This is a genomic window from Streptomyces sp. NPDC052040, assembly GCF_044548405.1.
Taxonomy (GTDB): Bacteria; Actinomycetota; Actinomycetes; order Streptomycetales; family Streptomycetaceae; genus Streptomyces.
Window position 1 is genome coordinate 678,090 of the sequence record NZ_JBIUBV010000001.1, and the last position, 21,197, is coordinate 699,286.

Here is a 21,197-nt window from a genome sequence, read left to right on the forward strand (position 1 = left end):
CCCACCGGAGCAGCACAGGAAGGGCCCGGCCGCCGTCGGCCGGGCCCTTCCTGTGGGGGAGCGGGTGTCAGATCACCATCGGTACCAGCGGCCACGGCCGCCACCGGGGCTGGTGGAGCGCATCACGAAGCCGAGCAGCCACAGTACGAGGACGGCGACCGCCACCCACCAAAGGATCTTCACGGCGAAACCGGCACCGAAGAGAATGAGCGCGAGAAGCAGAACAAGAAGCAGGGGAACCATTTTTATCAACCTCCTGGCGCTCCGTATGTCCCGCCGTTGCGCCTTCATGCATGGAACTTCGCGCACTTTCCGAGCCGAGGATTCCGCCGAACGGGCACCGTGCGCAGAGCCCTGTTTATGGAGGGAAGGCCGGGGCACCAGGACGTCACCGCGACAGCGGCTCAGACACTACGAGGAGGCGTGTTCCATGACTGCCGGCGAGAAGGCCAAGGCGAAGACCGAGCAGGCCAAGGGCAAGCTCAAGGAGACCCTGGGCGACGCCCTCGGCAACGACCGCATGGCCGTCGAGGGGCAGGCGGAAAAGAGCAAGGGCGACGCCCGCGAGGCCAAGGAGAAGACCAAGGACGCATTCCGGCCCTGACGTCGGCTTTCCCCTTCCCCCTTTCATCAAGGGCCTTCCTGGAAAAGGAAGGCCCTTGCTTCCGTGTAATCCCCGGGCCTTCGTCCGGGAGAAGGCGGCCGTGAGCATGTGGGCGGAGGCGGCCGTGAGCGCTTGAGTGGAGGCGGCCGTGAGCGTTCTCGCTCGGGCCGGGTCGACGGCGCGAGCGCGTGTCCTCCCTGCGCGGTAAGCGGGGGTGATCGGAACAGGAGCAGGTCGGCCCACCTCCATGTCGGATTCCCGCCAGCCCGGGCCCCGCCGATGGCGGATGCTGGAGGCATGCGGAACGGGATGCACACCGACAGGGAGCGCTGCGTACGCGCCGTCCAGTCCAAGGACGCGCGCTTCGACGGCTGGTTCTTCACAGCCGTTCTGACCACCCGGATCTACTGCCGCCCCAGCTGCCCGGTGGTGCCGCCGAAGCCGGAGAACATGACGTTCTACCCGAGCGCCGCCGCCTGCCAGCAGGCCGGATTCCGGGCCTGCAAGCGGTGCCGCCCCGACACCAGCCCCGGCTCGCCCGCCTGGAACGAACGCGCCGACCTGGTCGCCCGCGCCATGCGGCTGATCGCCGACGGTGTCGTGGACCGGGAGGGGGTCCCCGGGCTCGCCGGACGCCTCGGCTACAGCACCCGCCAGATCGAACGGCAGCTCCTCGCCGAGCTGGGCGCGGGGCCCCTCGCGCTCGCCCGGGCCCAGCGCGCCCAGACCGCCCGGCTGCTCATCGAGACGACCTCGCTGCCGATGGGGGAGATCGCGTTCGCGGCGGGATTCTCCTCGATCCGTACGTTCAACGACACCGTCCGCGAGGTCTTCGCGCTCTCCCCGAGCGAGCTGCGCGGCCGTCTCCCCAAGCACACGGTGATCGCCCCCGGCACCCTGAGCCTGCGGCTGCCCTTCCGGGCCCCGCTCAACCCCGACAATCTCTTCGGCCATCTCGCCGCGACCGCCGTCCCCGGAGTGGAGGAGTGGCGCGACGGCGCCTACCGCCGCACCCTCCGGCTGCCGTACGGGCACGGAATCGTGGCATTGACCCCGCGCCCCGAGCACATCGCCTGCCGGCTCACCCTCAGCGACCTGCGGGACCTCCCGGTCGCGATCAGCCGCTGCCGCCGTCTGCTCGACCTGGACGCCGACCCGGTGGCGATCGACGATCTGCTGCGCACGGACCCGCTGCTCACCCCGTTGGTCGACAAGGCCCCCGGCCGCCGGGTGCCGCGCACCGTCGACGAGGCCGAGTTCGCCGTACGGGCCGTGCTGGGCCAGCAGGTCTCCACGGCCGCCGCCCGCACCCACGCCGCCCGCCTGGTCACCGCGCACGGCGAACCGGTCGAGGATCCCGAGGGCGGCCTCACCCATCTCTTCCCGGCACCCGGGGCACTCGCCGCGCTGGACCCCGAGTCTCTCGCGATGCCCCGCACCCGCCGCACCACCTTTACCACCCTGGTGCGCCAACTCGCCGACGGATCACTCCACTTGGGTGTCGAGAGCGACTGGGAAGAAAGCCGGGCCCGGCTGCTCTCGCTGCCCGGCTTCGGCCCCTGGACGGTCGAGGTGATCGCGATGCGCGCGCTCGGCGACCCCGACGCCTTCCTGCCGACCGACCTCGGCATCCGGCGCGCCGCACAGGAACTGGGTCTGCCGTCCACCCCGGCCGCACTCACCGCCCGCGCGGCGGCCTGGCGGCCCTGGCGGGCGTACGCGGTCCAGTACCTGTGGGCGACCGACAGCCACCCGATCAACTTCCTCCCGGTGTAAGGACCTTCCATGAAGCAGCACACGGTCATCGACAGCCCCTACGGCCCGCTCACCCTGGTCGCCGACGACGGCGTACTGTGCGGCCTGTACATGGTCGCCCAGCGCCACCGCCCGCCAGAGGAGACCTTCGGCGACCGCGACACGACACCCTTCGGCGAGGCCACCGAACAACTCGGGGCCTACTTCGCGGGCGAGTTGAAGGAGTTCACCCTCGAACTCCGGCTGAACGGAACCCCGTTCCAGCGCAGCGTCTGGGACCGGCTGCGCGGGATCCCCTACGGCGAGACCCGCTCGTACGGTGAACTGGCCGACGTCCTCGGCAGCCCGGGCGCCTCCCGCGCGGTCGGGCTCGCCAACGGCAAGAACCCCATCGGCATCATCGTGCCCTGCCACCGTGTCGTCGGCGCCACCGGCAGCCTCACGGGCTACGGCGGCGGCCTGGACCGCAAAAAGCGCCTCCTGGACTTCGAGAGCGGCACGGCCCTCTTCTGAACCGGCCCGCCTCGGCGCGCGCCACCCGGGAGCGCGCTCCGCGCCTACGCGGCCAGCGCGCCCAGCAACGCGGGCAGCGCCGTACCGATCGGTTCCCGTACGACCTCGTCGGCGAGTCCGTCATACGGCGTGGGTTCCGCGTTGACGATGACGAGCCGGGCGCCGTGGTCGGTGGCGATGCCCGCGAGGGCGGCGGCGGGCTGGACCTGGAGGCTGGTGCCGACGGCGATGAAGATCTGACAGGCCTTGGTGATGGCGACCGCCTCGCCCAGGACGACCGGGTCGAGCTGTTCGCCGAACATCACCGTCGCCGACTTCAGGATCCCGCCGCACTCCAGGCACGGCGGGTCGTCCTCCCCGGCCTCGACCCGGGCGAGCGCGTCCTCCATGGGGCCGCGGGCATGGCATGCGGTGCAGACGACGCTGCGCACCGTGCCGTGCAGTTCCAGCACCTTGCGGGCGGGCATCCCGGCCAGCTGGTGGAGCCCGTCCACGTTCTGCGTGATCACCCGGACCGGCACCCCGGACCGCTCCAGCTCGGCCACGGCCCGGTGCGCGGCGTTCGGCTCGGCCGCGAGAGCCCGGTTCCTGCGCCGCAGCTGCCAGGAACGCCGCCGGATCTCCGGGTCCCCCATGTAGTACGCGTACGTCACGAGCTTCTCGGCCTCGGGATCCTTCCGCCACAGCCCGTTGGGGCCCCGGTAGTCGGGAATCCCGGAGTCGGTGGAGATCCCGGCGCCGCTCAGCAGCGCGACGAGGGGCTTGTTCATGTCATCGAGGGTAGGACCGTCGGTCGTGTCCCGGCCAACGGATTTCGCGGTGACGCGGGTCAGCCCACCCGGTGGCCGTCCTCCAGTTCCGCTGTCGCGGCGCCGTCGGTGAGGACGTCGAGGGCGGCCAGGACCCGGCGGCCGAAGGCGCCCGGCAGGCGGTCGGTGATCTCCTCGCGCGGGACCAGGCACCAGGACAGCAGCTCCTCCTCCTGGAGGCGGATCGCCTTGAGGTCGTCCTCGCCGAGGACCCCGCCGTCGTAGAGATACGCCACCAGCGGCGGCCGGGCCGTCCCGTGCACCCAGTCCACGGCGAGCAGCCGCCCGGGCTCCACGTCGAGGCCGATCTCCTCCAGGGTCTCCCGGCGCGCGCCCTGGCGCGGGGTCTCGCCGTCGTCCGACTCGACCGTGCCGCCCGGAAGGGTCCAGCCGTCACGGTAGTTGGGTTCGACGAGCAGCACCCGCCCCGCGGTGTCGCGGAAGAGGACGGCGGCACCGGCGAGGACGCGCGGCAGGCCCGCGATGTATGCGGCGTAGTCCGGAGTGGTCATTCAGGAAGGGTAACCAGCGGGCGCGGCCGTCCCCGGCAGTGGTCCGGCTCCGGGGTCCCCGGACTCCGCCAGCCGCAGCGTGCGGTCCGCGAGTTCGCTGATACGGATCCCGTCGAAGCCGAAGACGGCGCTGCGGACCGTGTCCTGGAGGGGGTCCTTCCGCTGTGCGGGGATCGCCCGGGCGCCCGCCAGGACACCCGCGAACGAGCCCGCGGTGGCCCCGTTGGAGTCGGTGTCCAGGCCGCCGCGGACGGTCAGCGCGATGGTCCGGGTGAAGTCCCCGCCGCCGAACAGCAGCCCGGCGGTGAGCACCGCGGCGTTCGGGACGGTGTGGATCCAGCCGAGCCCGGCCGTCTCCGCCATCACCGTGTCGAGCGTGTCCTCCCAGCTCAGCCCCGCGTCGCACAGCGAGATCACCCGGCGCACGGTGCGCGCGAGGCGGCTGCTCGCGGGAACCGGCGCCAGCGCGGCGTCCAGGGCGCGGCGGACCGTGGGCGCGGTGAACGCCGAGGAGATCAGCGCGGCCGCGAACATCGCGCCGTACACCCCGTTGCCGGTGTGCGACAGGACCGCGTCCCGGCGGGCCCGGTCCGGGGCGCCGGGGTGGGTCCAGCCGTGGATGTCGGCGCGGATCAGCGCGCCGATCCACTCCTGGCAGGGGTTGTCGCAGGTGGCCGTGAGCGGCGGCCGGAGACCGTTCGCGAGATTGCGGTACGCGACCCGTTCGGCGGTGAACGTCTGGAGATACGGCAGCCGCCGCAGCCACAGGTCGCCCACCTGTTCGGTGCTGAAGCCGAAGCCGTGCGTCTCCAGCAGGTCCAGCCCGAGGATCGCGTAGTCGATGTCGTCGTCGCGGCAGCTGCCGTGGACGCGGCCGCGTACGCACTGGCGCCACTCGGGGCGCAGCGCGTCGCGGTCGGCCCCGGTGACCGGCCCGGGGAGGTAGTCGGTGAGCGGCAGGGCGTCGGCCGCCCGCAGATAGCCGTCGATGCGTCCGCGGGTCCACACCTCGCCCCGCTCGACGGGCTTGCCCAGCATGTTGCCCGCGATCCGGCCCAGCCAGCCGCCGTGGACGCGGTCGGCGAGTGAGGTGCCCAGGAGGGTCATGGCTCCGGTCTACCCCATTCCACGGCCGCTGCGCGGTGTCCCGGAAGCCGGACAGGGGCATGACGGGGGCGGCGCGCGCCGGTTAGGGTCGCAGCGGCGCGACTGCCTTGACGTGCGCAAGGCCTGATGAGCTAGGGGAGTGCAGGTGGCAGACGCTGCGATGGACGGCACCCGGACGGCGCCGGAGGGGCGATCGGTCCGGCGGGTGCTCGTCGCCGCCGACAAGTTCAAGGGGTCGCTGACGGCCGTGCAGGTCGCGGAGCGGGTGGCCGCGGGCCTGTGCAGAGCCGTGCCGGGGCTGGAGGTCGAGGCCTTGCCGGTGGCCGACGGGGGCGACGGGACCGTGGACGCGGCCCTCGCCGCCGGGTTCGGGCGCCACCAGGCGCGGGTCGCGGGCCCCCTCGGCGAGGAGGTGACGGCGGCGTTCGCGCTGCGCGACGGCACCGCGGTGGTGGAGATGGCGCAGGCGAGCGGCTTGCAGCTGCTCCCCGACGGGGTCCAGGCACCGCTGACCGCGTCCACCTACGGCACCGGGGAGCTGTTGCGGGCCGCGCTGGACGCCGGGGCGCGGACGATCGTGTTCGGGGTCGGCGGGAGCGCGACGACGGACGGGGGCGCGGGCATGCTGTCCGCGCTCGGGGCGCGCTTCCTGGACGCGGAGGGTGCGCCGGTGCCGCCGGGTGGCGGGGGACTGGCCCGGCTGGCCTCCGCCGACCTCACGGGCCTGGACCCCCGGCTGTCCTCGGTGGATCTGGTGCTCGCCAGCGATGTCGACAATCCGCTGACCGGCCCGAAGGGCGCGGCCGCGGTCTACGGCCCGCAGAAGGGCGCCTCGCCGGACGAGGTGACGGCCCTGGACACCGCGCTCGCGCACTGCGCGAAGGTGCTGGAGGGGGCGATCGGTCCACGGGCGGCGCGGTACGCGGTGTCGCCCGGTGCGGGCGCGGCGGGCGGTGTCGGGTTCGGCGCGCTGGTCCTCGGGGCCCGCTTCCGGCCCGGTATCGAGGTCATGCTCGATGTCCTGGGCTTCGCGCCGGCCCTGGAGCGGGCCTCGCTGGTGATCACCGGGGAGGGCTCGCTGGACCGGCAGACCCTGCACGGGAAGGCCCCGGCCGGGGTGGCGGCGGCGGCCCGGGCGGCGGGCAAGGAGGTCGTCGCGGTGTGCGGGCGGCTGGCGCTGCCGCCGCAGGAGCTGGGGCGTGCCGGGATCCGCCGGGCCTACCCGCTGACCGACGCCGAACCGGACCTCGCCCGGTGCATCGCCGACGCGGGACCCATCCTGGAGCGGGTGGCGGAACGGATCGCCCGCGACTTCCTGACCTGAGCATGAAGCGAATGGCCTGAGTATGAGTGGCCTGAGCATGAAGTGAGCGGCCGGGCCGGGCGGACGTCGAGGGCGTCGGCGTACAACCCGAAGGGCCCCGAACCGTCCGGTTCGGGGCCCTTCACTGGAATCCGTGGCTACGGCTGCTACGACCGCTACGGCAGCTGCGCGGCGCGCGCCTCGCGCCGGTTGTCGCGGAAGTTGTTCACCCGGCGGGCCGTAGCGAACAGGGGGATCACCGCACCCATGACCAGCTGGAGCGCACAGCCCGTCTGGAGGAGCAGCTGACCGCTCGGGGCGTCGAAGGCCCAGGCCGCCAGGAGACCCATCGACAGGACGATCCAGGACAGCATCGCGCCCGCGAGGCGGCCGCGGGGCTTCGGGTACTCCACCCGGCTCACCATCAGCCAGGCGGTGCCGAGGATGGCCAGCAGGGTGGCGAAGAAGGGCAGCTCCAGCAGGACGATGGAGACCACCGTCAGCGCGCCGAACGGCGAGGGCATGCCCTGGAACGTGCCGTCCTTCACCGTCACGCAGGAGAACCGGGCAAGCCTGAGCACCACCGCGAGCAGCACCACGATCGCCCCGACCGCGGCCACCCGCTGGTGCGCGTCGTCGGCCACCATGCCGTAGACCAGGACGAAGTACGCCGGGGCCAGGCCGAAGCTGATCAGGTCCGAGAGGTTGTCCAGCTCGGCACCCATCGGCGACGAGCGGAGCTTACGGGCGACCAGGCCGTCGAACAGGTCGAAGACGGCCGCGCAGAGCATCAGGATCACGGCGGTGGCGGCGCTGTGCCGGGCCATGCCCGTCGACTCGTCGTTGCCCGTGAGGTGCGGGATCAGAATGCCGGTGGTGGTGAAGTACACCGCCATGAAGCCGCACGTGGCGTTGCCGAGCGTGAGGGTGTCCGCTATCGACAGGCGAAGCGAGAGAGGCATCTCCTCCTCGTCGCCCATGTCGTCGGCCTCCGGCACCCAGCCGGCCTTGGTATCCGGATCAATCACGGTCAAGACGAGTCACCCCAGCCACGGTCTTCTGGCCGACCTCGACCGCGACCTCCACGCCCTCCGGCAGATAGAGGTCGACACGCGAGCCGAAGCGGATCAGACCGATACGGTCGCCCTGCTCGACCTTCGTGCCCCGGGGGATGTAGGGGACGATGCGACGGGCCACCGCGCCGGCGATCTGGATCATTTCGATGTCGCCGAGTTCGGTGTCGAAATGCCAGACTACGCGCTCGTTGTTCTCGCTCTCTTTGTTGAACGCAGGAACAAAGCCGCCGGGGACATGCTCGACCGAGGAAACCGTGCCGGAGAGCGGAGCGCGGTTCACATGGACGTTGAGCGGGCTCATGAAGATCGCGACGCGGGTGCGGCCGTCCTTCCAGGGCATGATGCTCTGCACCACGCCGTCGGCGGGCGAGATGACCCGGCCCCGGGTGATCTCGCGCTCCGGGTCGCGGAAGAACCACAGCATTCCGGCCGCGAGAGCGGTGGCGGGGACGGCCACGGCCTTGGCGGCGCCGGAGCGGCGGGCCCGGGCCAGGCTGAGGGCTGCGGTGGCAACGGTCGGGAGGAGCCACGGCGATGCTCCGCGTGCGAGGCGTGTGCCGACCAGGCTGTCTCGGTGTGCAGAGGTTTTGCTGTGGGGCATGGATGACCTTCGTAGCGAATGATGCCGCGCTTCGACGGGGGACGGCGGCTTTCCGGCGATCGTACCGGGCGCGGCCCGCAACTCGGCAAGCCAGGAAGCCGAGTCGGCGGCCGAACAGTGTTGACGGGGTGTGATCTTCTTCGCGGAGAAAACGCCGCGAATTCGGACAACTAACCTTGGACTCGATACTCTTCGAGCAGGCGGCGCCCGATGATCATTTTCTGGATTTCGGCGGTACCTTCACCGATCAGCAGCATCGGGGCCTCGCGATAGAGGCGCTCGATCTCGTACTCCTTGGAGAAGCCGTATCCGCCGTGGATCCGGAAGGCATCCTCCACGACCTCCTTGCAGTACTCGGAGGCGAGATACTTCGCCATGCCCGCTTCGAGGTCATTGCGCCGACCGGAGTCCTTGGTGCGTGCCGCGTTCACCATCATGGCATGGGCGGCCTCGACCTTGGTGGCCATTTCCGCCAGTTTGAACTGAATCGCCTGATGCTGGGCGATCGGCTTGCCGAAGGTGTGCCGCTGCTGCGCATAGGCCACACCCAGCTCAAAGGCACGCTGGGCGACACCGCAGCCACGGGCGGCGACATTCACCCGGCCGACCTCGACCCCGTCCATCATCTGGTAGAAACCCCGGCCGGTGACCCCGCCGAGGACCCGGTCGGCCGGCAGGCGCAGACCGTCCATGACGAGCTCCGTCGTGTCGACGCCCTTGTAGCCCATCTTGTCGATCTTCCCCGGAATGGTGAGGCCCGGGCGGACCTCGCCGAAGCCGGGCTCCTTCTCGATCAGGAAGGTCGTCATCGACTTGTGCGGCGCGGTGCCCTCCGGGTGTCCTTCGTCACTCCGGACCAGTACGGCCACGAGTGAGGACGTGCCGCCGTTGGTCAGCCACATCTTCTGGCCGGACAGCACATAGTCCTCGCCGTCCCTGACCGCCCTGGACGTGATCGCCGACACATCGGAGCCGAGCGCGGGCTCCGACATCGAGAAGGCGCCGCGGACCTCGCCGAGCGCCATCCTCGGCAGGAAGTGGTCCTTCTGCTCCTGGGTGCCGTGCTGCTTCAGCATGTACGCCACGATGAAGTGCGTATTGATGATGCCGGAGACCGACATCCAGCCGCGGGCGATCTCCTCCACACACAGGGCGTAGGTCAGCAGCGACTCGCCGAGGCCCCCGTACTCCTCGGGAATCATCAGACCGAACAGGCCCAGCTCCTTCAGGCCGTCGACGATGCCCTGCGGGTACTCGTCGCGGTGCTCCAGCTCGGTCGCGACCGGGATGATCTCCTTGTCCACGAAGTCGCGGACGGTGGACAGGATCTCCTCCTGCACGTCCGTCAGACCGTGTGTCCGGGCGAGGCGGCTCATCGCGTCTCCTGCGGCTCGGGCTCGGGGCGTCCGGGCTGCTCGCCGCCGCGCTCCTTGATGTACGTCGCGGTCGGCACCATCACCTTGCGGCGGAACACGCACACCAGCGTGCCGTCCTGCTTGTAGCCCCGGGTCTCGACCTGGACGATGCCGCGGTCGTCCTTCGACTTCGAGGGCCACTTGTCGAGCACGGTGGTCTCGCCGTAGACCGTGTCGCCGTGGAACGTCGGCGCCACATGGCGCAGCGACTCGACCTCCAGGTTGGCGATCGCCTTTCCGGAGACGTCCGGCACGGACATCCCGAGGAGCAGCGAGTAGACGTAGTTGCCCACCACCACGTTCCTGCCGAAGTCCGTGGTGCTCTCGGCGTAGTGCGCGTCCAGGTGGAGCGGGTGGTGGTTCATGGTCAGGAGGCAGAACAGATGGTCGTCGTACTCCGTGACCGTCTTGCCCGGCCAGTGCTTGTACACCGCCCCGACCTCGAACTCCTCGTAGGTCCTGCCGAACTGCATGGCTCTTACGCCTCCGGGATCTCGAACGTGCTGGTGCGCCGCATACCGGCGGCCCGGCCCTTGCCCGCGACGACCAGCGCCATCTTGCGGCTGGCCTCGTCGATCATCTCGTCGCCGAGCATCGCGGAACCCTTCTTGCCGCCGGCCTCGGACGTGCAGTACGCGTACGCGTCCAGGATCAGCTCCGCGTGGTCGTAGTCCTCCTGGGCGGGGGAGAAGACCTCGTTGGCGGCCTCGACCTGGCCCGGGTGGAGCACCCACTTGCCGTCGAAGCCGAGCGCGGCGGCCCGGCCGGCCACCTCGCGGAAGCCGTCCACGTTGCGGATCTGGAGATAGGGGCCGTCGATCGCCTGGAGGTCGTTGGCGCGGGCGGCTATCAGAATCCTCATCAGGATGTAGTGGTAGGCGTCCGCCGGGTAGCCGGGCGGCTGCTCGCCCACGACCAGGGACTTCATATTGATGGAGGCCATGAAGTCGGCCGGGCCGAAGATGATGGTCTCGAGCCGCGGCGACGCCTCAGCGATCGCGTTGACGTTGTTCAGGCCCCGCGCGTTCTCGATCTGCGCCTCGATGCCGATCCGGCCCACCTCGAAGCCCATCGTCTTCTCGATCTGCGTCAGCAGCAGGTCGAGGGCGACGATCTGCTCGGCGCTCTGCACCTTCGGCAGCATGATGCAGTCGAGGTGGGGGCCCGCGCCCTCGACCACCGTCACCACATCGCGGTACGTCCACTCGGTCGTCCAGTCGTTCACCCGGACCACCCGCGTCTTGCCCGTCCAGTCGCCCTCGTTGAGGAACTTGACGACGGTGTGCCGCGCCTCGGGCTTCGCCAGCGGGGCGCACGCGTCCTCCAGGTCCAGGAAGACCTGGTCGGCGGGCAGGCCCTGGGCCTTCTCCAGGAAGCGGGGGTTGCTCCCGGGGACCGCGAGGCACGAGCGCCGCGGACGCAGCCGGTTCACCGGGGAGAGGGGCGCGGCGGTTCCGCTCGCCGAAGGGGTGGCGGCGGGCGACGGGCGGTCGGTCATGCGAGGACCTCCAGGGGGTCGAGCTTGTTCGCGGTACGGATCTCGTCGACGATACGGCCGATGATCCCCGTGATGTCGAAGTCCTTGGGAGTGAAGACCGCCGCCACTCCGGCCGCCCTGAGCTGCTCGGCGTCGGCGTTCGGGATGATTCCGCCCGCGACCACCGGAATGTCCGCCGCGCCCGCCTCCTTCAGCCGCTCCAGCACATCCGGCACCAGCTGCGCGTGCGAGCCGGAGAGGATCGACAGCCCCACCGCGTGCACGTCCTCCGCGAGGGCCGCCTCCACGATCTGCTCCGGGGTCAGCCGGATGCCCTGGTAGACCACTTCGAACCCGGCGTCCCTGGCCCGCACGGCGATCTGCTCGGCACCGTTGGAGTGCCCGTCCAGGCCCGGCTTGCCGACCAGGAAGCGCAGCTTGCCCACCCCGAGGTCACGGGCCGTCAGGTGCACCTTGTCGCGCACCCGGGCCATCGCGGTGCCCTCCTCGGCGGTCACCGCGACCGGCGCCGACGACACCCCGGTCGGCGCGCGGAACTCGCCGAACACCTCGCGCAGCGCCCCGGCCCACTCGCCCGTGGTGACACCGGCGCGGGCGCACTCGAGTGTGGCCTCCATGAGGTTCTCGGTGCCCTTGGCGGCCTCCTTCAGCCGGTCCAGCGCCTTGCAGGGGCGCGGATGGTTGAAGGGCGGCTGGTAACGGGTGTCGCGCCACCGCTGGAGCGCGGCGACGACACGGGCCTCGACCCGCGGGTCGACCGTCTGGATCGCGGTGTCCAGATCGGCCGTCAGCGGGTTCGGCTCGGTGGTCTCGTAGACATTGACGCCGACGATCTTCTCCTGGCCGGACTCGATCCGGGCCCGGCGCTCGGCATGGGAGGCCACCAGCCGGGACTTGAGATAGCCCGACTCGACGGCGGCCAGCGCGCCGCCCATCTGTTGGATCCGCTCGATCTCCGCGAGCGACTCCTCGACCAGCGCGTCCACCGTGGCCTCGACGACCTTCGAGCCCTCGAAGATGTCGTCGTACTCCAGCAGGTCGCTCTCGTGCGCCAGCACCTGCTGGATGCGCAGCGACCACTGCTGGTCCCAGGGCCGGGGCAGGCCCAGCGCCTCGTTCCAGGCCGGGAGCTGCACGGCCCGCGCGCGGGCGTCCTTCGACAGGGTCACCGCCAGCATCTCCAGCACGATCCGCTGGACGTTGTTCTCCGGCTGCGCCTCCGTCAGGCCCAGGGAGTTGACCTGGACGCCGTAGCGGAAACGGCGGTGCTTGGGGTTCTCGATGCCGTACCGCTCACGGGTGACCGTGTCCCAGATCCGGCCGAAGGCGCGCATCTTGCACATCTCCTCGATGAAGCGGACGCCCGCGTTCACGAAGAAGGAGATCCGGCCGACGACCTCGCCCATCCGCTCCTGCGGGACCTGCCCGCTGTCGCGCACCGCGTCCAGGACGGCGATCGCCGTGGACATCGCGTACGCGATCTCCTGCACCGGCGTGGCGCCCGCCTCCTGGAGGTGGTAACTACAGATGTTGATCGGGTTCCACTTCGGCAGGTGGAGGACCGTGTACGCGATCAGGTCCGTGGTCAGCCGCAGCGAGGGCCCCGGCGGGAAGACATGCGTCCCCCGCGAAAGGTACTCCTTGACGATGTCGTTCTGGGTCGTGCCCTGGAGCCGGGTGAGGTCCGCGCCCTGCTCCTCGGCGACGACCTGGTAGAGCGCCAGCAGCCACATGGCGGTGGCGTTGATGGTCATCGAGGTGTTCATCTGCTCCAGGGGTATGTCCTGGAACAGCTTGCGCATGTCACCGAGGTGCGCGACCGGCACCCCGACCCGGCCGACCTCGCCGCGGGCGAGGACGTGGTCGGAGTCGTAGCCGGTCTGCGTCGGCAGGTCGAACGCGACCGACAGGCCGGTCTGGCCCTTGTCGAGATTGCGCCGGTACAGCTCGTTGGACGCCTCCGCGGTGGAGTGCCCGGCGTAGGTGCGCATCAGCCACGGCCGGTCCTTCTGACGCTCGCTCATGGGGGCCTCTCACACGTTCCGGAAGCGGTTGATGGCATCGAGGTGCCGGGCGCGCATCTCCTCGTCGCGCACGCCGAGCCCCTCACGGGGGGCCAGGCACAGCACGCCGACCTTGCCCTGGTGCAGATTGCGGTGCACGTCATGCGCTGCCTGGCCGGTCTCCTGGAGGGGGTACACCCGTGACAGCGTCGGGTGGATCCGTCCCTTGGCGACGAGCCGGTTGGCCTCCCAGGCCTCGCGGTAGTTGGCGAAGTGGGAGCCGATGATCCGCTTCAGTGACATCCATAGATAGCGGTTGTCGTACTCGTGCCGGTAGCCCGACGTCGAGGCGCAGGTGACGATCGTGCCGCCCTTGCGGGTGACGTAGACGGAGGCGCCGAAGGTCTCCCGGCCGGGGTGCTCGAAGACGATGTCGACATCCTCGCCGCCGGTCAGTTCGCGGATGCGCTTGCCGAAGCGCTTCCACTCCCCGGGGTCCTGGTGGTGCTCGTCCTTCCAGAACCGGTAGCCCTCGGCATTGCGGTCGATGACCGCCTCCGCGCCCATCGAGCGGCAGATCTCCGCCTTGGCGGGGGAGGAGACGACACAGATCGGGGTGGCGCCGCCCGCCAGCGCGAACTGGGTGGCGTAACTGCCGAGTCCGCCGCTCGCACCCCAGATCAGCACGTTGTCGCCCTGCTTCAGCTGGGCGCCGTTGCGGGAGACCAACTGCCGGTAGGCGGTGGAGTTGACCAGGCCGGGGGAGGCGGCCTCCTCCCAGCTGAGGTGGCCGGGCTTGGGCATCAGCTGGTTGGACTTCACCAGCGCGATCTCCGCGAGGCCGCCGAAGTTGGTCTCGAAGCCCCAGATCCGCTGCTCCGGGTCGAGCATGGTGTCGTTGTGACCGTCGGAGGACTCCAGTTCGACCGACAGGCAGTGCGCGACGACCTCGTCGCCCGGCTTCCAGACGTTGACGCCCGGGCCGGTGCGCAGGACCACGCCCGCGAGGTCCGAGCCGATGACGTGGTATGGCAGGTCGTGCCGCTTGGCCAGTTCGTTGGTGCGGCCGTAGCGCTCCAGGAAACCGAAGGTCGCCAGCGGCTCGAAGATCGAGGTCCACACCGAGTTGTAGTTGACCGAGGAGGCCATGACGGCCACCAGGGCCTCGCCCGGGCCGAGTTCGGGCAGGGGGACATCGTCGATGTGCAGGGACTTGCGGGGGTCCCTGTCACGGGTGTCGAGCCCCGCGAACATCTCCGTCTCGTCCTTGTGGACGGTGACCGCGCGGTACGACTCGGGCAGCGGGAGAGCGGCGAAGTCGGCGGATGTGGCGGTCCCCGACTGGATCGCGTCCAGGATGTCCTTCACGGTATCGCCTCCGGCGGAAGAGCGTCTTGGGTGTCTTGGGCGAGACGCTGGGATACGTCGGTGGTGCTCCTGCTGGGTGCTGGGTGCGGGGTGCCGTCGGTTCGGCGGAGGGGTGCTGCGGCAGCGCCGGGTGGCGCGGGAGGGTGCCTGTGACGCAGGCGTCCGGGCGCGCTCGCCTGGGGTTTCCCGGGGGTGCCCGGGTGAGGCTTGCGGGGACAGCCGACGTACGAAGGTGCTCTGCACGCCGGCCGCCCGGACATGACCAACGTATGGCACTGTGTGTCACTCCGCAAGGCACTGGGTGCCAGATCGGGGGCCTCAAATGAAATCTTTACGTAACAAATGAGCGATGATCGATCGTGGCTACCGGTGAGTACGCGTAGAGGCGCGCGGGCGCGGGGAGGGGACGCGGGCGATCGGGCGGGGGCGGGCGATCGGGCGGACGCGCGGAGTGGGGGGGGCCGGGAGTCGGCGGGGGCGGCTGTGAGGCCGAAGTGGCTGCGAGGGCCACATGTGAGGGCCGCAAAGGGAAAGGGCCGGGAGCGGCAGTGGGTGCCGCGCCCGGCCCGCCGGAGCCGAGGGGAGGGGCGCTAGGAGTGTTCCTTGAGGGCCTGCTCGATGGTCCGCATGACCTCGTCGAGCGGCGCGTCGGTCCGGGCCACCGCGACCAGCACCTCGCCCTGGGCGGTCACGGCGGCCGGGGCGGTCCGGGGCGCGGTCGAGCGGCCGGCGCCGATCCCGGTGCCGAAGGTTCTGCGTACGATCGCGAAGGCGTGGTCGAGCTGGGCCTCCAGGTCGCCCTGGCCGCCGGCCCGCAGCCAGCGCCGCAGGACATGGTTGTGGGCGGTGACGACCGCCGAGGCGGCGACCTCCGCGAGCAGCGGGTCGTCGTTCGCCGCGTCGTCGTGTGCGTGCTCGTCGAAGTGGCCCAGCAGATAGCGGGTGAACAGCCGCTCGTAGCGGGCCACCGAGGCGATCTCCGCCTCCCGCAGGGTCGGCACCTCCCGGGTCAGCTTGTAGCGCTGCACGGAGATCTCCGGCCGGGCCGCGTACATCTTCATGACTTCTTTGATGCCGCGGCAGACGGTGTCCAGCGGGTGCTCGTGCGCGGGCGCGGCGTTGAGCACCGCCTCGGCCCGGACCAGGGTGTCGTCGTGGTCGGGGAAGATCGCCTCTTCCTTGGAGCGGAAGTGGCGGAAGAAGGTGCGCCGGGCGACCCCGGCCGCCGCCGCGATCTCGTCGACGGTGGTGGCTTCGTACCCCTTGGTGGCGAAAAGTTCCATCGCAGCGGCCGCCAGTTCTCGGCGCATCCTGAGCCGCTGGGCGGCCGAGCGGGTGCCTGCGGCACTCTCCGGTGCGTCGGGCGTAGCTGGTGTACGTGCGGACTTGGCGGGCTGGGACATGACCTGAACGTACTGCATGTGTGAAGGATGGTGCGCATGTCCCGGGATTCCCCCGCCCTGCCCGGGCGGGGGGTCGTCCGGCGGACCGAGCAGTCCGCCCCACCCGGCGCCGCCCGGGAACCGGTCGCCGGACCGGTCAGCGCTTGGCATACTCGCGGAATCCCCGGCCGGTCTTGCGGCCCAGACAGCCTGCGGCCACCAGATGCTCCAGCAGCGGCGCGGGGGCCAGACCGGGGTCGCGGAACTCGTGGTGCAGGGCCCTCTCGATGGCGAGCGAGACATCCAGACCGACCACGTCGAGCAGTTCGAACGGCCCCATCGGGTAGCCGCCGCCCAGCCGCATCGCCGCGTCGATGTCGTCGGGGGACGCGTAGTGCTCCTGCACCATCTTCACCGCGTTGTTGAGATACGGGAACAGCAGCGCGTTCACGATGAACCCGGCGCGGTCGCCGCAGTCCACCGGGTGCTTCCCGATCGCGGCGCACAGCTCGCGGACCGTGCGGTGTGCCTCGTCGGAGGTCAGCACGGTGCGGACCACCTCGACCAGCTTCATGGCCGGGGCCGGGTTGAAGAAGTGCATGCCGATCACGTTCTGCGGGCGCGAGGTGGCGCGGGCGCAGACGATGACGGGCAGCGAGGAGGTGGTGGTCGCGAGCACCGCCCCGGGCCCGCACACCTTGTCGAGCGTGGTGAACAGCTGCCGCTTGGCGTCCAGGTCCTCGGCGATCGCCTCCAGGGCCAGGCCGACGTCGGCGAGGTCGTCGTAGCTGCCCGTAGGGCGGATCCGGTCCAGGGCCCGCCCGGCCGCCTCTGCGGTCGTCCGGCCCCGGTCGGCCGAGCGCGCCAGTGAGGCGCCGATCCTGGCCTTCGCGGCCGCCGCCTTCTCCTCGGTGCGGGCGGCGAGGACCACCTCGTGCCCGGCCCGGGCGAAGACCTCGGCGATGCCGCACGCCATGGTTCCGGACCCGGCGACCCCGACCGGGCGGACCGGGTGGGCCGGGGCCTGCGCGGCGGTCCCCTCGGGCGTGAGCGTGTCCCGCACCGCGGCGGGGCTGCCGGGCGCCTCGTAGGTGTAGAAGCCGCGCCCGGACTTGCGGCCGGTCAGGCCCGCCTCGCTCAGCTGCTTGAGGACCGGCGCGGGTGCGTGCAGACGGTCGTGGGAGGCCGCGTACATGGCTTCGAGCACGGTGCGCGCGGTGTCGACGCCGATCAGGTCGAGCAGGGCGAGCGGGCCCATGGGCAGACCGCAGCCCAGTCGCATCGCGGCGTCGATGTCCTCGCGGGAGGCGTATCCCGACTCGTACATCGCGGCCGCCTGGTTGAGATAGCCGAACAGCAGTCCGTCGGCGACGAAACCGGGCCTGTCGCCCACCGCGACGGGCTCCTTGCCCAGGTCGAGGGCGAGGCGGGTGACCGCGGCGACGGCGGCGGGCGCGGTCAGCACGGAGGAGACGACCTCGACCAGCTTCATGGCCGGGGCCGGGTTGAAGAAGTGCAGTCCGAGCACCCGCTCGGGGCGGGCGGAGTCGGCTGCGAGCCGGGTGACGGAGAGGGCGTTGGTGCCGGTGGCGAGAATGGCGTCCGGGCGCACGATCCCGTCGAGAGCGCGGAAGATCTGCTGCTTGATCTCGTACGACTCCGGGGCCACCTCGATGACCAGGTCGGCGTCCGCGGCCGCGCCCAGCTCGGTGGAGGTGCGGAACCGGGCGAGGGCTGCCTCGCGCTCCCGCCCGGTCAGGCGTCCGCGGCGCACGGCGCGGGCGGTGGCGGCCCGAAGGGTGGTGACGGCGCGCGTGGCGGCGGCCTCGCTGATGTCGATGCCGGTGACCCGGCGGCCGTTCCGGGTCAGCACTTCGGCGATGCCGGTGCCCATGGTGCCGAGACCGACCACGGCAATGGTCCTGAGCGGGGACAGCGGAATGTCGGAGCGGGGAGTGGCCATCGCGGGACTCCAGGAGAAGAGGTGACGACTGCGGGAGGGCGCGGCTGGATGCGCCGGGGGCGCACACCGTGCGGAGAACGCGGATGTCCGTCACGCCGAAGGGCGCACACGCCCGGGGCGGCCGCGGACAGACACGTCCGGGAGCGGTGGTCCGGCCGGCCCTGTCCCGGAGCCGGGTCGTGCGGAGATACGCGATGTGCCGAACCGGCGGCCGTCCGCCCGGCCTTGAACGGCGCGGGGGCTGCCTTCTTGCGGTGGCCGCGTCACCAGACCACCGCACGCCGCGAGGGGTCACCTCGCTCGACTGAGCTTAACCCGTGGGTAACGGGCGTGCCACTCCCCGAGTTTGTGATGTGGGTCCCGAGGTTCCCCCGGCCGCCATAGTCTCGGCTCATGGACGAAGCGTTGCGATCACTCACGGAGCGTTTACGGACCGAGGCGGGGAACTCGCCGCTGTACGGGCGGCTCGTGGCCGTGGACGGCCCCGATGAGCTGGCCGCCGTGCTGACCGAGCCCGCACAGCCGCTGTGGGCCCGAGAGCTGGCGGCCTTCCGGCTGGGCGTCGCGGGGGACCGCAGGGCGTTCGAGACGCTGGTCCTGCTGCTCAACCACCGCGATCCGCCGCGCTGCGCCTCGGCCGCGTACGCCCTGGCCCGGCTCCGCGACCCCCGCACCGCCCGCGCGGCCGCCGCCCTCGCCACCAATGAACTCCGGGTCGCCTACGCGCTCCACCCCGTACGCCTGCTCGTCGCACTGCGCGCCCCCGAGTCCGTGCCCGCGCTGATCACCACCCTCCGGCGCAGACTGGGCCCCCACGATCCCTACCGGAAGGTGGCGCTCGCCTGCGTGGAGGGACTCGGCGAACTGGGGGACGCCCGGGCCGGAGCCGTCCTCAACGAGGCACTCGCCCACCCCGCCCTCGCCGAGGCCGCGGTACGCGCCCTCGCCCGCATCCCCACCCCACGCTGACGCACCCTCAGCCGGACAGCGGCAGCGCGACCGTGTACCGCACCTCGGGCACGGCCGCACCATCCATCTCGTACGCCTCCTCGGCGCCGTCGGCGCGGAATCCGGCCCTCTCGTAGAAGTGCCGCGCGCGGGTGTTCTCCTTGAGCACCCAGAGCCGCATGCGCGGACGCCCGTCCCCGGCGCACCCACGGACCGCCTCCGCGAGCAGCGCCCGGCCGATCCCGCCGCCCAGTAGACCGGAGTCCACATAGAGGGCGTACAACTCCCCGTCCTCGGCGTCGGTTTCGCCGTCCCGGTAGGGTCCGTACGCGGCCCAGCCCACCGTCTCGCCGTCCAACTCCGCGACCAGATTCACCACCCGGCCATCACCCTCCGCCAGCCGGGCGCGGCGCGACTCGGCGTCGGCGTCCACGTCGAGTCTGTCGAGATACGACCGGGGGATCAGCTTCCGGTACGCCGTCCGCCAGCCGCCGATACGGATCTCACTGACCCGTCGGCAGTCGGCGGACGACATGGCGCGGATGAGCGGTCGGCTGTCCATGGCGGAACCGTAGGTGGACTCGGGCCGCCGGTCCACGGGTTATTCCGGGAGTACCGCGAACGCCTCGACCTCCGTGCGGGATTCGGGGGCGGGAATCCTGGGCGGCTCACTCATGGGGCCAGGGTGGACCATGGGTGTGGCAACGCCCCCGACGGGCCGCGTGGGCCGTTCAGCCCCGGAAGCCGAGCAGGCCGTGCAGGGTGGAGCCGTGTCCGGGGGCCCGGGCCGCCTTGGTGGTCGCCGGTTCGGGGTCGGGGAGTTTCGGGCACACCGCGTCGATGCCGCCGTCGCCGTGCGGCAGGGTGCCGTCGGTGAGGTAGGCCGCGAGGTACGTGTCGAGGCAGGCGTTGCCGCTCAGTGAGATGCCGTGGTTGCCGCCGCCCTGCTCCACCACCAGACGGGAACCGCGCAGCAGATGATGGACCGTCACACCGCCCTGGTAGGGGGTGGCGGCGTCGTCGGTCGCCTGGAAGAGGAGCGTCGGCGGGAGGGCGTCGTTGGCCACGTCCACCGGCCGCAGTCCGGTCGTGGGCCAGAAGGCGCACGGCGCGTTGTACCAGGCGTTGTTCCAGGCCATGAAGGGCGCCTTCGCGTACACCGCCCAGGTGTCCCGGCGCCACCGCGCCCAGCCGCGCGGCCAGGAGACGTCACGGCACTGCACCGCCGCGTAGATGCTGTAGCCGTTCTCGCCCGAGGCGGGGACCGCGCCCAGGGTGCGGTAGGCGTCGACCAGCGGTGCGGGATTCCCGTCGTTGCTGTAGGCCGCGAACGCGGTGGCCAGGCGCGGCCAGTAGCCGTTGTAGTAGCCGCCCGGCATATAGGTGTCCTCCAGTTCGGAGGCACCCACCGTGTTCTGCGCGGGATTCCTGGCCAGGGCAGCCCGCATCGCGTACCACTTGGCCTCCACCGCGGCGGGGTCGGTGCCGAGCCGGTAGGCGCTGTCGTGCCGGGCGACCCAGGCGAGGAAGGCGCGGTGGCGGTCGTTGAAGGCGTAGTCCTGGTTGATGTTGTCGTCGTACCAGACGCCCGTGGGGTCCACGATGGAGTCCAGCACCAGACGGCGCACCCGCTGCGGGAACAGCTTCGCGTAGACGGCGCCCAGATAGGTGCCGTAGGAGTAACCGAAGTAGCTGACCTGCTCGGCGCCCAACGCCCGGCGGATCATGTCCAGGTCCCGCGCGGCGTTGATCGTGTTGATGTACGGCAGCACGCTCGCGTACTTCAGGGCACAGGACCGGGCGAACGCCGTGGCGCGGTCCAGGTTGGCCCGCTCCAGGGCGTGTGTCGCGGGCACCGAGTCCGGGCGCACCGGGGTGAAGTGGCCCGGGCGGCAGTTCAGGGCCGGTTCGCTCTTGCCCACGCCCCGCGGGTCGAAGCCGATGACGTCGTACTGCGCGGCCACCGCCTTGGGCAGCGCGGACGCCACGAACCCGGCGAGCTTCAGACCGCTGCCGCCGGGCCCGCCCGGGTTGACCAGCAGCGGTCCCTGAGAGATCGCCGCGGTGTGCGGGACGCGTGACAGCGCCACCGTGATCTGCCGTCCGCGCGGGTCGGCGTAGTCGAGCGGCACCGTCACGGACGCGCACTGGAGCGTCGGATGCGTGGCGGTGGCGCAGTTCTTCCAGGCGGGTCCGGCCACTTGCGCGGTGTCCGCGGCGGTGCCCGGAGGGCTCGCACCGGCCGGGACCGCGGTGAGCATCCCGGCCACCATCACGGCAGCGCCGCACAGCGCGGCTGCGCCTTTTCTCATGTCAGTCCTCCCAGGACGGAGGGGGTGG

The 21,197-nt window shown here is 71.2% G+C and carries 20 protein-coding genes; 5 read left to right on the top strand and 15 right to left on the bottom strand.

Annotated features, from left to right (window positions below):
• Positions 1–72: 72 nt before the first annotated feature.
• Positions 73–243, bottom strand: coding sequence for a hydrophobic protein (locus tag ACIHAA_RS02775; protein WP_399812125.1), 171 nt, complete (start codon positions 241–243; stop codon positions 73–75).
• Positions 244–430: 187 nt separating this feature from the next.
• On the opposite strand from ACIHAA_RS02775, the gene ACIHAA_RS02780 reads away from it, so the two are divergent.
• From ACIHAA_RS02780 to ACIHAA_RS02790, 3 genes are all read left to right on the top strand, one after another.
• Entirely contained in the window at positions 431–604 is a 174-nt protein-coding gene (locus ACIHAA_RS02780) for a CsbD family protein (protein ID WP_399812128.1), read from the top strand.
• 309 nt (positions 605–913) lie between these two features.
• Positions 914–2,380, top strand: a complete 1,467-nt coding sequence (locus tag ACIHAA_RS02785; RefSeq protein ID WP_399813696.1) for an AlkA N-terminal domain-containing protein — start codon at positions 914–916, stop codon at positions 2,378–2,380.
• Positions 2,381–2,389: 9 nt separating this feature from the next.
• The gene (locus tag ACIHAA_RS02790; RefSeq protein WP_399812130.1) at positions 2,390–2,872 is read left to right on the top strand and encodes a methylated-DNA--[protein]-cysteine S-methyltransferase; all 483 of its coding nucleotides are present in this window, start codon (positions 2,390–2,392) and stop codon (positions 2,870–2,872) included.
• A 44-nt stretch (positions 2,873–2,916) separates the two neighbouring features.
• On the opposite strand, the gene ACIHAA_RS02795 is transcribed toward ACIHAA_RS02790, so the two are convergent.
• From ACIHAA_RS02795 to ACIHAA_RS02805, 3 genes are read right to left on the bottom strand one after another with little or no spacing between them, the layout of a single operon-like run.
• A complete protein-coding gene (locus ACIHAA_RS02795; RefSeq protein WP_399812132.1) occupies positions 2,917–3,642 on the bottom strand; it encodes an SIR2 family NAD-dependent protein deacylase in 726 nt (241 codons plus the stop codon).
• Between the two features lie 59 nt (positions 3,643–3,701).
• A complete protein-coding gene (locus tag ACIHAA_RS02800) occupies positions 3,702–4,193 on the bottom strand; it encodes an NUDIX domain-containing protein (RefSeq protein ID WP_399812134.1) in 492 nt (163 codons plus the stop codon).
• Positions 4,194–5,300 (bottom strand): ADP-ribosylglycohydrolase family protein, encoded by a 1,107-nt coding sequence (locus ACIHAA_RS02805; protein WP_399812136.1) that lies wholly within the window; start codon positions 5,298–5,300, stop codon positions 4,194–4,196.
• Between the two features lie 160 nt (positions 5,301–5,460).
• Here ACIHAA_RS02805 and ACIHAA_RS02810 point away from each other — a divergent pair, with 160 nt between their 5' ends.
• A complete protein-coding gene (locus ACIHAA_RS02810; RefSeq protein WP_399813698.1) occupies positions 5,461–6,624 on the top strand; it encodes a glycerate kinase in 1,164 nt (387 codons plus the stop codon).
• A gap of 155 nt (positions 6,625–6,779) precedes the next feature.
• Here ACIHAA_RS02810 and pssA read toward each other — a convergent pair whose 3' ends face one another.
• From pssA to ACIHAA_RS02855, 9 genes are all read right to left on the bottom strand, one after another.
• Positions 6,780–7,601, bottom strand: coding sequence for a CDP-diacylglycerol--serine O-phosphatidyltransferase (gene pssA / locus ACIHAA_RS02815; protein ID WP_399813699.1), 822 nt, complete (start codon positions 7,599–7,601; stop codon positions 6,780–6,782).
• A gap of 22 nt (positions 7,602–7,623) precedes the next feature.
• Positions 7,624–8,280, bottom strand: a complete 657-nt coding sequence (locus ACIHAA_RS02820) for a phosphatidylserine decarboxylase (RefSeq protein WP_399812138.1) — start codon at positions 8,278–8,280, stop codon at positions 7,624–7,626.
• Positions 8,281–8,450: 170 nt separating this feature from the next.
• Positions 8,451–9,656 carry an acyl-CoA dehydrogenase family protein gene (locus ACIHAA_RS02825; RefSeq protein ID WP_399812141.1) on the bottom strand — a complete coding sequence of 402 codons (1,206 nt, stop codon included), beginning with the start codon at positions 9,654–9,656 and terminating at the stop codon, positions 8,451–8,453.
• Positions 9,653–10,168, bottom strand: a complete 516-nt coding sequence (locus ACIHAA_RS02830; protein ID WP_399812144.1) for a MaoC family dehydratase — start codon at positions 10,166–10,168, stop codon at positions 9,653–9,655. Before ACIHAA_RS02830 ends, ACIHAA_RS02825 begins: the two co-directional genes overlap by 4 nt.
• Positions 10,169–10,173: 5 nt before the next feature.
• The gene (locus ACIHAA_RS02835; RefSeq protein WP_399812146.1) at positions 10,174–11,193 is read right to left on the bottom strand and encodes an HpcH/HpaI aldolase/citrate lyase family protein; all 1,020 of its coding nucleotides are present in this window, start codon (positions 11,191–11,193) and stop codon (positions 10,174–10,176) included.
• Positions 11,190–13,217 carry a protein meaA gene (locus ACIHAA_RS02840; RefSeq protein ID WP_399812148.1) on the bottom strand — a complete coding sequence of 676 codons (2,028 nt, stop codon included), beginning with the start codon at positions 13,215–13,217 and terminating at the stop codon, positions 11,190–11,192. Before ACIHAA_RS02840 ends, ACIHAA_RS02835 begins: the two co-directional genes overlap by 4 nt.
• A 9-nt stretch (positions 13,218–13,226) precedes the next feature.
• Positions 13,227–14,564, bottom strand: coding sequence for a crotonyl-CoA carboxylase/reductase (gene ccrA, locus ACIHAA_RS02845; protein WP_399812150.1), 1,338 nt, complete (start codon positions 14,562–14,564; stop codon positions 13,227–13,229).
• A gap of 590 nt (positions 14,565–15,154) precedes the next feature.
• Positions 15,155–15,985: a TetR family transcriptional regulator gene (locus ACIHAA_RS02850; protein WP_399812153.1), complete on the bottom strand. Its 831-nt coding sequence runs from the start codon at positions 15,983–15,985 to the stop codon at positions 15,155–15,157.
• 118 nt (positions 15,986–16,103) lie between these two features.
• Positions 16,104–17,909: a 3-hydroxyacyl-CoA dehydrogenase family protein gene (locus tag ACIHAA_RS02855; RefSeq protein WP_399812156.1), complete on the bottom strand. Its 1,806-nt coding sequence runs from the start codon at positions 17,907–17,909 to the stop codon at positions 16,104–16,106.
• A 393-nt stretch (positions 17,910–18,302) separates the two neighbouring features.
• Between ACIHAA_RS02855 and ACIHAA_RS02860 the strand changes: the two genes are divergently transcribed.
• Positions 18,303–18,878, top strand: coding sequence for an adenylosuccinate lyase (locus ACIHAA_RS02860; protein WP_399812159.1), 576 nt, complete (start codon positions 18,303–18,305; stop codon positions 18,876–18,878).
• Between the two features lie 7 nt (positions 18,879–18,885).
• On the opposite strand, the gene ACIHAA_RS02865 is transcribed toward ACIHAA_RS02860, so the two are convergent.
• On the bottom strand, positions 18,886–19,419 hold the full coding sequence (locus ACIHAA_RS02865) for a GNAT family N-acetyltransferase (protein WP_399812162.1): 534 nt from the start codon (positions 19,417–19,419) through the stop codon (positions 18,886–18,888).
• Between the two features lie 169 nt (positions 19,420–19,588).
• Entirely contained in the window at positions 19,589–21,169 is a 1,581-nt protein-coding gene (locus tag ACIHAA_RS02870; RefSeq protein WP_399812165.1) for an alpha/beta hydrolase, read from the bottom strand.
• Positions 21,170–21,197 lie beyond the last annotated feature (28 nt).

Excerpts from the sequence above, each read along its gene's own strand:
- ACIHAA_RS02795 (WP_399812132.1), bottom strand. The coding sequence starts at position 3,642 with ATGAACAAGCCCCTCGTCGCGCTGCTGAGCGGCGCCGGGATCTCCACC.
- ACIHAA_RS02835 (WP_399812146.1), bottom strand. The coding sequence starts at position 11,193 with ATGACCGACCGCCCGTCGCCCGCCGCCACCCCTTCGGCGAGCGGAACC.
- ACIHAA_RS02780 (WP_399812128.1), top strand. The coding sequence starts at position 431 with ATGACTGCCGGCGAGAAGGCCAAGGCGAAGACCGAGCAGGCCAAGGGC.
- ACIHAA_RS02810 (WP_399813698.1), top strand. The coding sequence starts at position 5,461 with ATGGACGGCACCCGGACGGCGCCGGAGGGGCGATCGGTCCGGCGGGTG.
- ACIHAA_RS02865 (WP_399812162.1), bottom strand. The coding sequence starts at position 19,419 with ATGGACAGCCGACCGCTCATCCGCGCCATGTCGTCCGCCGACTGCCGA.
- ACIHAA_RS02840 (WP_399812148.1), bottom strand. The coding sequence starts at position 13,217 with ATGAGCGAGCGTCAGAAGGACCGGCCGTGGCTGATGCGCACCTACGCC.
- ACIHAA_RS02775 (WP_399812125.1), bottom strand. The coding sequence starts at position 243 with ATGGTTCCCCTGCTTCTTGTTCTGCTTCTCGCGCTCATTCTCTTCGGT.
- ACIHAA_RS02825 (WP_399812141.1), bottom strand. The coding sequence starts at position 9,656 with ATGAGCCGCCTCGCCCGGACACACGGTCTGACGGACGTGCAGGAGGAG.
- ACIHAA_RS02785 (WP_399813696.1), top strand. The coding sequence starts at position 914 with ATGCACACCGACAGGGAGCGCTGCGTACGCGCCGTCCAGTCCAAGGAC.
- ACIHAA_RS02870 (WP_399812165.1), bottom strand. The coding sequence starts at position 21,169 with ATGAGAAAAGGCGCAGCCGCGCTGTGCGGCGCTGCCGTGATGGTGGCC.
- ACIHAA_RS02855 (WP_399812156.1), bottom strand. The coding sequence starts at position 17,909 with ATGGCCACTCCCCGCTCCGACATTCCGCTGTCCCCGCTCAGGACCATT.
- ACIHAA_RS02790 (WP_399812130.1), top strand. The coding sequence starts at position 2,390 with ATGAAGCAGCACACGGTCATCGACAGCCCCTACGGCCCGCTCACCCTG.
- ACIHAA_RS02820 (WP_399812138.1), bottom strand. The coding sequence starts at position 8,280 with ATGCCCCACAGCAAAACCTCTGCACACCGAGACAGCCTGGTCGGCACA.
- ACIHAA_RS02830 (WP_399812144.1), bottom strand. The coding sequence starts at position 10,168 with ATGCAGTTCGGCAGGACCTACGAGGAGTTCGAGGTCGGGGCGGTGTAC.
- ACIHAA_RS02805 (WP_399812136.1), bottom strand. The coding sequence starts at position 5,300 with ATGACCCTCCTGGGCACCTCACTCGCCGACCGCGTCCACGGCGGCTGG.
- ACIHAA_RS02850 (WP_399812153.1), bottom strand. The coding sequence starts at position 15,985 with ATGCAGTACGTTCAGGTCATGTCCCAGCCCGCCAAGTCCGCACGTACA.
- ACIHAA_RS02800 (WP_399812134.1), bottom strand. The coding sequence starts at position 4,193 with ATGACCACTCCGGACTACGCCGCATACATCGCGGGCCTGCCGCGCGTC.
- ACIHAA_RS02860 (WP_399812159.1), top strand. The coding sequence starts at position 18,303 with ATGGACGAAGCGTTGCGATCACTCACGGAGCGTTTACGGACCGAGGCG.